The organism is Gemella sp. GH3 (assembly GCF_013415425.1).
GTDB lineage: Bacteria > Bacillota > Bacilli > Staphylococcales > Gemellaceae > Gemelliphila.
This window is the reverse complement of the sequence record NZ_JACBYC010000052.1, coordinates 20,756-32,624: the sequence shown is the minus strand read 5'-3', so window position 1 is coordinate 32,624 and position 11,869 is coordinate 20,756. Positions and strand designations below refer to the sequence as shown.

Below are 11,869 nucleotides of genomic sequence, written 5' to 3'. Positions count from 1 at the left end.
GAAGCTAAGAAATCAGAAATAGATGCATCAAATATGACAGATGAAGAAAAAGCCAAGGCAAAAGAAGAAGTCGAAAAAGAAGCCGAGCAAGCCAAGGCTTCTATAGACCAAGCAACAACAGATGTGGCGGTAACAGAAGCGAAAAATAATGGAAAATCAGCTATAAATGCGGTAGACATAACATCAAAAGCAAAAGCAGATGTTAAAACAGAAATAGATAGAGTAGCCGAAGCTAAAAAATCAGAGATAGATGCTTCGAATATGACAGCAGAAGAAAAAGCTAAGGCTAAGGCAGAAGTCGAAAAAGAAGCCGAGAAAGCGAAAAATTCTATTGACAAAGCAATAACAGACCAAGAAGTATCAGAAACAAAAGATAATGGTAAAAAAGCTATAAATGCAGTTGACACAACATCAAAAGTGAAAGCAGATGCTAAGGCGGAAATCGACAAAACAGCCGAAGATAAAAAAGCAGAAATCGACGCATCAAATATGACAGCAGAAGAAAAAGCTAAGGCTAAGGCAGAAGTCGAAAGAGAAGCCGAGCAAGCTAAAACGTCTATAGACCAAGCAACAACAAATGAGGCAGTAACAGAAGCGAAAGATAATGGTAAAAAAGCTATAAATGCAGTTGACACAACATCAAAAGCAAAATCAGATGCTAAGGCAGAAATAGACAAAACAGCGGAAGTTAAAAAATCAGAGATAGATGCTTCAAATATGACAGATGAAGAAAAAGCCAAGGCAAAAGAAGAAGTCGAAAAAGAAGCCGAGCAAGCCAAGGCTTCTATAGACCAAGCAACAACAGATGTGGCGGTAACAGAAGCGAAAAATAATGGAAAATCAGCTATAAATGCGGTAGACGCAACATCAAAAGCGAAAGCAGAAGCCAAAGCAGAAATCGACAAAACAGCCGAAGCTAAAAAATCAGAGATAGACGCTTCGAATATGACAGATGAAGAAAAATCTAAAGTAAAAGAAGAATTCGAAAAAGAAGTCGAGAAAGCCAAAGTTTCTATTGATCAAGCCACAACAAATGATGCAGTAACAGAAGCAAAAGATAGAGGAAAAGAAGCAATTAAAGCGATAGATACGACATCAAAAGTGAAAATAACTTCAGACGGAGTAGGTAAAGTTTCCGAAAATCAAGAATTAAATGCTTCTAGAGTATTATCAAAAACTGGACAAACAGAAAAATCTACTAGTATTTTGGGAATTTCAGCTTTAATATTAGCGGGAATATTAGTTAGAAGAAGAAAAACAAAATAATTATTATATAAGATAATTAAAAAATCACCTTATTCATTAGATACTATCTTTTGGATAAGGTGATTTTATGTAATATTGTAAAATATCATTGAATTACATTTATATTTGAACTGTTGAGAAATCATAAATAGATAGAATGTTTTTATTAAAGTAAGTTAATACTTAAATTTAGTTGAAATATTCTGAAAACTTACTTGACTTTTTTATTTTTTGATGATAGAATGTTTATAAATTATTTTGAAATAGCTTAAATAATGTATTTTAAGTTTTTTTAGGAGGAATAGAATGAAAAAAAGTAAATTTTTAAAAGTTTTTAGTTCGGCTATGGCTTTATCAATCGTTCTTGCTGGATGTTCATCTTCATCATCTAGCAACAAATCTGATGGAACTAAACCAGCAGTAGAATTTAAATCTTCTGTTGATAATGGTGGTTCAGCAGTTGATTCAACATTGAAATACGGTATTCTATCAGCTGATTCACTTACAGGAATGTTTAACCCTATATTTTCTTTCACATCAACTGATGCTGCAGTAGCTAGTTTGTTTACTGGTAGAACATTCGCACAAGATGATTTATATCGCTACAAACAAAATGATAGCAGCGCGGCTGTATCTTTTAGCTTAGATAGAGATGCTAAGAAAGTAACATTAAAAATTAATGACAAACTTACTTGGAGTAATGGACAACCATTTACATCAAAAGATATCGTTGCTACTTACGAATTAATGGGTAATAAAGATTATACAGATAATGTTCGTTATGATGAAACTTTTGAAAGAATAGAAGGTATGGAAGCATACCACAAAGGAGAAGCAGAGAATATTTCTGGTATTACAGCTGTAGATGACAAAACTGTAGAAATTAAATATACAGAAGTAACACCTTCACTACTTTGGGGAGATGGCTTTATAGGAGATGGATTCTTAAATGCTGATCAAGTAGCAGAAGCATCAAAAGACTTTACTAAATTTGCAGAAGCAGAACTAAATACAAAACCTTTATCTTATGGACCATACGTAATTGACCAAGTAGTAGCTGGAGAAAGTGTTCTATTAAAAGCTAATGAACACTACTTCAAAAAAGATGAAGTAAAAACAAAAACTGTAGAAGTTAAACGTGTAACACCAGCTCAAGCTAGTAACGTAATGAAAGCTGGAGATGTAGATGTTATGGGAGATTTAACAGCAGATATTTGGGAAAATACAAAAGATTTAAGTAATGGTACTATATTAGGAAGACCAGCACGTTACTTATCTTATGTAGGATTTAAATTAGGAAAACTTAACAAAGAAACAGGAATGGTAGAAGTAGACCCTAATGCAAAAGCTGCTGATGTAAAAGTGCGTGAAGCATTTGGTTACGCAGTAGATTGGGATCAAATCAATGCGAAAATCTACAAAGGAATTCGCTTTACACCAACAGCATCAGGATTCTATCCACCAGTAGTAGATTTCATCTACAACAAAGATAATGTAGGATTTAAAGTCGATCAAGAAAAAGCGAAAAAACTTCTTGATGAAGCAGGTCTAAAAGACGTTGATGGAGACGGATTACGTGAAGACAAAAATGGACAAAAATTAACATTTAACTTCGCTATTCGTGACGTAGGTCAATCATTCGACCAAGCTTTAGCCGATACATTTATCAAATCTTGGAAAGATGTAGGATTAGACGTTAAATTAGTTGACGGTAAATTAATGGCACCAAAAGAATTTAGTCAACGTGTTCAAGCTGATGATCCAGGAATTGATATCTTCCAAGGTGCTTGGGCACTAGGAACTAATCCAAATCCTAGTGCATTAGTTGGAGAAAAAGCACCACTTAACTTACAACGTTATACAAACGATACATTAAAATCAGACTTAGCGAAAATTAATTCTAACGAAATGTTCGATGATGCTAAATTAAAATCAGCTTATCAAGATTTTGACAAACACTTCGCAGAAGCTAGAGCTTGGTTACCATTTAGCTGGAATACAGATATGTTATGGGTAAACAAACGTGTTAAATCACTTGATTATGATAAACTTATGAAAAATCAAGTAGGTATCGAAAGTATCGAATTAACAGCGGACAAAGGTTCGCAAGGATAATCCTTATTTAGATAAATTTAAATAAAAAAAGATTGATTTCTGATTAACAGAAATCAATCTTTTTTATTATTCATATTATATATAATCAATTTTATAACATGCAATATTTGTAGTAATTTTAGAGTTCTAACAAGGATATTATTAATTATACGGATAGAAATATTTTACTAGTAATATATATATATATATATATTAAAATATTTCACTATATGCAATAAATAAAATATAAAAATAATAATATAAAAGATAGAAAAAATTAGTATACAATTAATAATTCTATTGACTAAAATTAAATAGAATTTAATAGAAATGTATTTGTAGTTTATTATGAAGTTTCGTTAAGTGAAATTTTACTTTATTATTTAAATTAGTGCATAAACCCTTATGAAATTAGCTATTTAAATAATTTAACTTCATATTTTAGAGTTTAATCAAAATTTATTAAAAATTTTTTGGAAAATATTGAATAATAATCGTTTTATTAGTAGAGATTGTTAGGCGAAATATCTTTTATTTCTTGCAAGCACTTCTATTTATGTAATGTAATATATGGTATAATAAAGGTGATTAAATTAAGCAGGAGGAAAGATATGAGAAGATATGTGTCAGAAATGTTACTACTAATAGCTACTACAATTTGGGGGTTAGCATTTGTCTGGCAGAGTATAGCTAGTAGAGAGTTAGGAGCTTTGACAGTAGTAGGGGTACGTTCTATTATAGCCGCTATATTTTTGTCATTTGTAGTTATTTGTGTGCCGACTATATATCGAAGTCAAGAGCCAAAGATAAAACTAACTCGAAATAGATATCAAGGATTTTTATTGTCTTTTATTTGTGGTTTAGCATTATTTTTTGCAATGTATGTTCAGCAGGTAGGGTTAGAACATACTACTGCTAGTAAAACAGGGTTTATTTCGGTCTTATATATTTGTATTGTACCGCTAATTACGATTTGCTTTGGAGAAAAGTTAAATAAGTTTTTCTTGATAGGATTAATTATTTCCCTAATAGGTCTTTATTTTTTATCAATAAAAGGGGATTTTTCTTTAGAATATGGCGATTTGGTAGTTCTAGCTAGTGCAGTTTTGTATGCTATTCATATTTTGGTAGTAGGTTATTCTGCTGGTAGAGTTAATTCTATGTTTTTATCAATAGGTCAACTTTTTGTAGTGAGTGTTTTGAGTCTTACAACTGCATATTTTAGTGAACATTTTAATTTATCAAGTATTTTATCTGTTATTTTACCTCTTTTGGCACTAGGTATTTTGTCTAGTGGAGTAGGTTATACATTCCAAATAGTTGCGCAACGTGATGTTCCGTCTCATACAGCGTCTTTAATAATGAGTTTTGAATCTGTGGTTGCTGCTATAGGGGGAGTAGTCATTTTGGGAGAGATATTGTCTATTAGAGAAATGATTGGAATGGTGTTGGTTTTAGGTGGTATTTTGCTATCACAAAAAAAATAATTATAAATTTATTTAAAATTCTGGAATATTATTTGTAAAATTTTGCTAAAAGCGTTATAATAGAGTTGAAAAGGGACAATATAGGAAAGTTAAGATATTACATTAAAAGGAATTAATTTAATATTAAAAATAATTTATAGAAAGGAGGGATTATTAATGTTTTATGACTTTTCTTCCGAAGAAGAACAGAAATTTGAAAGAATATTGGCAGAGTACAAAGATAAGATTAATTTGGCACTGTACAAATGTAATATACTGCCGAAAGACTACGATGAATTCAAATCTTTTGCACTTATTGGCTTGCTAGATAGTTATAAAATTCTGTTAAATGGCGACATAATCAAAGAAGACTTTGATAGGTTTGCCTTTGTGACTATGAAGCGAAAAATAATCGATGAAATTAGAAGAAGGAATAGAGTTAAGTATGTAACTGTTGATAACCTCGAAAATCTGAAGATATTTAAAAGTAGTGATATGGGTATTGCTTATATAGATTTAGTAGAGAGTGTTGCAACCGAATTATCAGAAGAAGAGCTACGGGTATTCAACAGTTTGTTGAATTATAAGACTGTTAAGCAGATTATGGAAGAGCTAGAATTTTCTAAAAGTAAAACATATTATCTAATAGCTAGTGTTAGGGAAAAGTGTAAAAAGATTATTTGTAGTCCTTGATTTTAATTTATTATTGAATTAAAATGGAGTAAGTAACAAATTCATAATTTAAGGAGTAATTTTATGAGAAATATTGACAGACTTTTGAGAATTCTTGTTATAACCGCCATAGGAATAGTTGTTTTTGTAGGTGCGGTATTTGCTATATTAACATTTACAGGATCTGATTCTGATTCTGCGAAAAAAAATAATACAACGTCTAGTACGACAACTAAATCAAATGATGATAATAACAAAGATTCGTCAAAAAATAATAAAAATGATAACTCAAGCAGTACAAATAAAAATGACAGTTCATCAAGTAATAGTAGTTCTTCAAAAGAAAGTAGTAATAAAACCAATAGTGATTCTAATGTAGAGTCTAACAACTCGAATAAAAATACAAACTCAAGTTCTAATACAAACAAAAATACTAATTCTAATAATAGCAACTCGAATCAAAATAATAATGATAAACCTAAAAACGAAACTGGAAATGTAGACACAAGTGGAAAAAAACTAGCTACTCCAATAGGTAATACAGGTAAGTTATTTAGTAGTCAGAGTGAAGCTCACGAGTACGGACGTTCAGAAATTAAATCTCGAGTTGAATCTACGAAAAAATATACAGAATACGAAGTAAGAAGAGTAGACTATGCTGACGGTACTGTCGCAGGGTGGACAATTAATATTTATCAAAAAGACAAAAACACTACAAATTAATTATGTAGAACAAGAAAGAGACAATTTCGATTTTCTTTCTTGTTCTTTTTTGTTCGAATATCTATTGAAAAAAAAAGAAAAATGCGATAATATAGTATATTATAGATATTAGTATTATAAAGAAAGAGAGATATATAATGGGACGTAAGTGGAATAATATTAAAGAAAAAAAAGCAGCAAAAGATGCTAATACAAGTAAGATATATGCGAAATTTGGTAGAGAAATTTATCAAGCAGCCAAAAGTGGAGAACCAGATCCAGAAAGTAATAGAAATTTGAAAGTAGTTTTGGAGAGAGCAAAAACATATCGTGTACCTAAGAATATAGTTGATAGAGCTATTGAAAAAGCTAAAGGCGGAGCAGAAGAAAATTATGACGAATTACGTTATGAAGGGTTTGGAGTTAACGGGACGATGGTCATAATAGATACGTTGACAAATAATGTTAATCGTACTGCAGCAGAAGTAAGAACTGCTTTAGGTAAAAATGGTGGTAATCTAGGTGTAACGGGGTCTGTTAATTATATGTTTGATAATACTGCAGTAATAGGTGTTTTGAATAAAAGTGAAGACGAATTGTTAGAAATACTTATGGAAGCAGATGTAGATGCTAGAGATATTTTGGTAGAAGATGATATGACTATAATATACGGAGAGCCAGAGAATTTCCACGATATTCAAGAAGCATTAAAGGCGTCAGGTATTGAAGAATTTGAAGTTGCAGAAATATCAATGATACCACAAAATGAAGTTACACTTAATGAAGAAGATAAAGCTAAGTTTGAAAGAATGTTAGAGATGCTTGATGATTGCGAAGATGTACAACAAGTTTATCATAACGTTGATTTAGAGGCTTAATAAAATATGACAAAAAAACTAAAGAAAAGTAATTCGTACTCTTATGGAAATAATGTTATAAAAAAAGATATTATTAATAAAAGTATAGAAAAAGAGAAAATTTTTGTCGAGGCAAAAATATCTAAAAGAGTATGGGCAACTGTAATAGATGCTATAACTTTCTATCCTTTTGCTTATGTTATGATATTAGCTATTAATATTTTTAGAACAAAAGGTATTGCTGAGGGTAATGTAGAGTTGTTAAGAAATGCTAATTATTTAATGGGATCGGTTGTTTGTTTGGCACTTGTACTTTTTGGATTTTTACCAGATAAATTTGGAGGTCAAACTATAGGGAAGAAAATTTTTAAAATTCAAGTTGTTGATAAAAACGGAAGTAATCCTGGAATTTTGAAAAGTTTTCTAAGAGATTTTGTTTTTAAATTTTTGTTTGCTATGGTAACCCTACCGCTAAGCATAATAATTTCTATAGTTGCTAGTAGAAGAGAAAGTAAGCTAGTTATGAGTTGTATTTACGATAAAACATTAAAAACTAGGGTAGTTGAAAAATAGGGGGTCTGTATATGAAAGTAGATAGACATATGTATATTCTAAATGAGCTTAGCAAAAGACATTTGGTTAAGGTGCATAATTTAGCTAATGAACTTAATGTGACAGAGATGACTATTCGTCGTGATTTACAAGAATTAGAGGAATACGGTCATCTTACTAGAATACACGGTGGTGCTAAATCTAATCCGAAAAATTTCTTTCAAGAAGATAATTATAACAAGAAAATATCTATTAATGTTGATGAGAAGAGAGAAATAGCCCAGAAAGTAGCTAATATCATTAAAGAGAATGAAACTATCTTTATAGGTCCAGGAAGTACAACTAGTTATTTACACGAGTATATAAAAAATAAACATATAAATATAGTTACTAACTCGATAACTATATTTGAACAATTCAAAGAATCAGATACTATTGATCTTATTTTTGTAGGAGGACGTTATCGTTCTAAAACTAAGGGGTTTGTAGGATATTTTACGCAAGAAACTCTTAGTAAGATAAGTGTTAATAAGGCATTTATTGGAGTTAATGGTATTGATATAGATAATGTTACTATTTCTGACGAAGAAGAAGGAAAGTGTAATGATATTATTTTGAACAATGCTACAGAAAAGTATGTATTAGCTGATAATACCAAATTTTTCACACATGCTTTTTATTCGTTTTATAAACTTTATAATATAACGGGTATAATAACAGATTGTAAATTAGATGATGCTATAAAAGAACAGTATAAAAAAATAGTTGAAATAATATAGTTTATTGAAATATCTTATAAATATATTTTATAAGATATTTTTTTGTATGTTTTTTATTTTTGTCGAAAAACTTTTGTTGACAAGCGTATATTTGTACGGATATAATAGTATTAGTATATTTCAAGTTATTTTATACAAAAAAATAGGAAGATATTAATATTTTATGCGGAGGTATTTATGGCGAAGAAAAATAAAAAAATTTTATCTGCTGTAGTTATGGGTGTTGTTACATTAGGAAGTGTTCAAAGTTATGTGGACAGTAATAATGGATATTTAGCTTATGCGGAAGGGTTAACAGTTGAAATTAATGAAGTTAGTGCAGGAGATACATCTGTAAGTGGTACATCAAGTGTACCAGGAGTTAATGTTACTATCTATAGAGATGATAGTGCTGATTTAGAGTATGGAACTGCAACTTCAGGAGCGGACGGGACATTTACAATTAGTTTACCTACTAGTGCACAAAACGGTGATACGTACTATTATGAAGCTATGAGTTCTGATGGAAGTGAGTATACTAGAGGATATATTCCGGTAGGAGATCAACCAGATAATAATACTAACACTGGAGGTTCTGGTGCAGGATCTGATTCTAGTACTAATAATCAAAATGGATATATTCACTATGATACTATGAAAAATGGTGATAAACTTATTACTTTAACTGCAGCATCTGGTAGTAAAGTGGAGATAAAAGATAAAGATGGTAATACGTTAGGAACTTCTGATACAACAGGTTCTTCTGTAGGTAATGGAAGTGGACGTATGTCTATAATTTTAAATAGATCATTAAAAGCTGGAGAATTAATTACACTTGTTGAAACTAATAATGCTAGTGGATATTTAAGTAATCAATCTTTTGCAGTTGTAGAACCAGTAGAAGTTGTAACAAAATATATTGATATTAATACGAAAGAAGTTATAGCTCCAGAAGAAAGATTGGATGAAAGATCTGGAACAGCTCTTAACTATGGAGAAAGTTATAATACTACACAAAAAGATATAGCCAATTATACCTTCAAAAAAGTTGACGGTGAGACGGCAGGTACTGTAACAGATACTACAAAACCAAATATAGAAGTAACTTACTACTATGCAAAAAATGTTAATGTAACTGCACGTTACCTAAAGACTGATGGAACACCATTAGCAGATAATGTAGTTACAACAGGTGCTATGGGAGATGAATATAGCACAGAATTCAAATCTTTTGATAATTATGAGATTGAGTATGTAAATGGACCTATGGCAGGAACATACAAAGACGATGTAACTGTAACATATGTATATAGAGAAAAATTAACTTCACCGACTATAACTGCAGAGCCAGGAACAAAAGTGATAGATGGAAAAGAAGTAAAAGGAACTATAGTTACTATTACTACACCAGACGGAAAAGTTACAGAACACTTTATTCCTGATGGAGCCAAAGGAGATAAGGGTGACAAAGGAGAAACCGGAGCTCAAGGAGAAAAAGGTGACAAAGGAGAAACCGGAGCTCAAGGAGAAAAAGGTGAAAAAGGAGAAACTGGAGCTCAAGGAGATAAGGGTGACAAAGGAGAAACCGGAGCTCAAGGAGAAAAAGGTGACAAAGGAGAAACCGGAGCTCAAGGAGAAAAAGGTGACAAAGGAGAAACTGGAGCCCAAGGAGAAAAAGGTGACAAAGGAGACAAGGGAGATCCAGGTAAAGACGGAGCCAACGGAAAAGATGGAAAAGACGGGAAATCAGCAACTATAAAAACAGAGCCAGGAACAGACGAGAATGGAAATACAGGATCATGGATTATAATTGTAAATGGTGATGGAGAAGAAACTCGTGTGTTTGTTCGTGACGGAAAAGACGGAGTTAACGGAAAAGATGGAGCCGATGGGAAATCAGCGACTATAAAAACAGAACCAGGAACAGACGAGAATGGAAATAGTGGAACGTGGTTTATAATTGTAAATGGTGATGGAGAAGAAACTCGTGTATTTGTTCGTGACGGAAAAGATGGAAAAGACGGGGAATGTGGATGTAATCCAAGCAATCCAGGAACAAACCCAAATAACCCAGGCGGAGAAAATCCAAGCAATCCAGGAACAAATCCAAATAATCCAGGTGGAGAAGATCCAAGCAACCCAGGAACAAACCCAAGTAACCCAGGCGGAGAAAATCCAAGCAATCCAGGAACAAATCCAAATAATCCAGGTGGAGAAGATCCAAGCAACCCAGGAGGACAAACACCAGGTAACCCAGGTGAAAACAACCCAAGAAATCCAGGAGGACAAACACCGGGTAACCCAGGTGAAAATAACCCAAGAAATCCAGGAGGACAAACACCAGGTAACTCAGGAGGAGATAATTCAGAAACAAAAGGTACTGATGACAAACAAAAAAATAATAAAAAGTTATCTAATACTGGAGTAGCAACAACTACTACAACATTAGCAGGTATAGGATTATTAGCGCTAACGTTATTAGTTCGCAAAAAAATAATAAAATAAAAAATATAAAATAAAAAAGAGAGAGGCAATATATTATTGTCTCTCTTTTTATATATTAATTATTTAATTTTTGATTTATTGTAATTATTTTTCTTCTTTCTACAAAATATAATATAGTAAAAATTATGAAGTATATACCAGTAGATATTATAAAGAAACTTATAAGTGATTTTTGTGTGAAATGAAACCAATGTAAGATATTACCTACAATAAATAAGGGTACTAATATAAATAAATAATGGATAATAGCTCTAGTCAAAAGACTAATATTTTCTTTTTCAAAAATATATCCCGAGTATCCCTGAAGTATACCTAACAAAGCAAAAAGTAGTAACTGTACTCCTACTGCTTTTGAAAGATTATCGAACTTAGTGGCAAAGCTAGGAACAGTGGGAGAAAATTCATTATGTATTGATACGTTAGTTATATAATGAATTATAGATCCCCATCCTACCCCTATAAATGCAAATTTTATAATTGTAAATATTTGATTTATTATTTTCATTTTGTTTCCTCCTATATTCCTAATTTATCCTTAAAATTTTTTAAAGCACGTCTTGATACAAATGATTTGTCATTATTCTTAAATATTAACATTATCGTTCCTGTGTAACTGAAATCTAATTTTTTTATATATTTTATATTAGCTATTTCACTTTGCGAAATTTTTATAAAATTATTTCCTAGGGAATTTTCTATTTCATATAATCTTTTTTTACTTGTATAAATATCTTCTGTTGTTTTTATAAATACTTTTTTGTTTTCTATATATACTCTAATTATATTTTCTTCTTCGAGAATAAATGCTTGGTTATCTTTTAGACCTATAATAGAAGATTGGTATTTATTTAATAGTGATATTACTTTTTGAACTTCGTTATCTATATTCTTTGTAAATATTTTTATTAATAAATCTTCTTCATTTGTATCAGTAATTATTTCTATTTTCATTACTCAGCCTCCTTTTACTATATTATATAAAAATTTTATTCATTACTCTATAACTTGTCCGTATAAG

11 protein-coding genes are annotated in these 11,869 nt (G+C 31.0%); 9 read left to right on the top strand and 2 right to left on the bottom strand.

All coding sequences use genetic code 11. From position 1 onward, the window contains the following. The 9 genes from HZY83_RS01510 to HZY83_RS01470 all read left to right on the top strand — a co-directional run. On the top strand, positions 1-1,266 hold a 1,266-nt coding region (locus HZY83_RS01510; RefSeq protein ID WP_179942332.1), incomplete at its 5' end, for a DUF1542 domain-containing protein. A 285-nt stretch (positions 1,267-1,551) separates the two neighbouring features. Next, positions 1,552-3,360, top strand: coding sequence for an ABC transporter substrate-binding protein (locus tag HZY83_RS01505; protein WP_179942331.1), 1,809 nt, complete (start codon positions 1,552-1,554; stop codon positions 3,358-3,360). A 590-nt stretch (positions 3,361-3,950) separates the two neighbouring features. Further along, on the top strand, positions 3,951-4,826 hold the full coding sequence (locus tag HZY83_RS01500) for a DMT family transporter (RefSeq protein WP_179942330.1): 876 nt from the start codon (positions 3,951-3,953) through the stop codon (positions 4,824-4,826). A 204-nt stretch (positions 4,827-5,030) separates the two neighbouring features. Then, positions 5,031-5,498: a sigma-70 RNA polymerase sigma factor region 4 domain-containing protein gene (locus tag HZY83_RS01495; RefSeq protein WP_179942329.1), complete on the top strand. Its 468-nt coding sequence runs from the start codon at positions 5,031-5,033 to the stop codon at positions 5,496-5,498. Between the two features lie 63 nt (positions 5,499-5,561). Further along, complete coding sequence (locus HZY83_RS01490; RefSeq protein ID WP_179942328.1) at positions 5,562-6,200, top strand: hypothetical protein; 639 nt, start codon at positions 5,562-5,564, stop codon at positions 6,198-6,200. A gap of 137 nt (positions 6,201-6,337) precedes the next feature. After that, the gene (locus HZY83_RS01485; protein ID WP_179942327.1) at positions 6,338-7,057 is read left to right on the top strand and encodes a YebC/PmpR family DNA-binding transcriptional regulator; all 720 of its coding nucleotides are present in this window, start codon (positions 6,338-6,340) and stop codon (positions 7,055-7,057) included. A 6-nt stretch (positions 7,058-7,063) separates the two neighbouring features. Further along, the gene (locus tag HZY83_RS01480) at positions 7,064-7,609 is read left to right on the top strand and encodes an RDD family protein (protein WP_179942326.1); all 546 of its coding nucleotides are present in this window, start codon (positions 7,064-7,066) and stop codon (positions 7,607-7,609) included. A gap of 11 nt (positions 7,610-7,620) precedes the next feature. Then, positions 7,621-8,367, top strand: coding sequence for a DeoR/GlpR family DNA-binding transcription regulator (locus HZY83_RS01475; protein WP_179942325.1), 747 nt, complete (start codon positions 7,621-7,623; stop codon positions 8,365-8,367). A 177-nt stretch (positions 8,368-8,544) separates the two neighbouring features. Then, on the top strand, positions 8,545-10,851 hold the full coding sequence (locus HZY83_RS01470) for a MucBP domain-containing protein (protein WP_179942324.1): 2,307 nt from the start codon (positions 8,545-8,547) through the stop codon (positions 10,849-10,851). A gap of 55 nt (positions 10,852-10,906) precedes the next feature. Here the strand turns inward: HZY83_RS01470 and HZY83_RS01465 are convergent, their stop codons facing one another. Then, on the bottom strand, positions 10,907-11,356 hold the full coding sequence (locus HZY83_RS01465; RefSeq protein ID WP_179942323.1) for a DUF3021 domain-containing protein: 450 nt from the start codon (positions 11,354-11,356) through the stop codon (positions 10,907-10,909). A gap of 11 nt (positions 11,357-11,367) precedes the next feature. Then, on the bottom strand, positions 11,368-11,802 hold the full coding sequence (locus tag HZY83_RS01460; protein WP_179942322.1) for a LytTR family DNA-binding domain-containing protein: 435 nt from the start codon (positions 11,800-11,802) through the stop codon (positions 11,368-11,370). Positions 11,803-11,869: the final 67 nt, after the last annotated feature.

Excerpts from the sequence above, each read along its gene's own strand:
- HZY83_RS01505 (WP_179942331.1), top strand. The coding sequence starts at position 1,552 with ATGAAAAAAAGTAAATTTTTAAAAGTTTTTAGTTCGGCTATGGCTTTA.
- HZY83_RS01500 (WP_179942330.1), top strand. The coding sequence starts at position 3,951 with ATGAGAAGATATGTGTCAGAAATGTTACTACTAATAGCTACTACAATT.
- HZY83_RS01490 (WP_179942328.1), top strand. The coding sequence starts at position 5,562 with ATGAGAAATATTGACAGACTTTTGAGAATTCTTGTTATAACCGCCATA.
- HZY83_RS01485 (WP_179942327.1), top strand. The coding sequence starts at position 6,338 with ATGGGACGTAAGTGGAATAATATTAAAGAAAAAAAAGCAGCAAAAGAT.
- HZY83_RS01480 (WP_179942326.1), top strand. The coding sequence starts at position 7,064 with ATGACAAAAAAACTAAAGAAAAGTAATTCGTACTCTTATGGAAATAAT.
- HZY83_RS01475 (WP_179942325.1), top strand. The coding sequence starts at position 7,621 with ATGAAAGTAGATAGACATATGTATATTCTAAATGAGCTTAGCAAAAGA.
- HZY83_RS01470 (WP_179942324.1), top strand. The coding sequence starts at position 8,545 with ATGGCGAAGAAAAATAAAAAAATTTTATCTGCTGTAGTTATGGGTGTT.
- HZY83_RS01465 (WP_179942323.1), bottom strand. The coding sequence starts at position 11,356 with ATGAAAATAATAAATCAAATATTTACAATTATAAAATTTGCATTTATA.
- HZY83_RS01460 (WP_179942322.1), bottom strand. The coding sequence starts at position 11,802 with ATGAAAATAGAAATAATTACTGATACAAATGAAGAAGATTTATTAATA.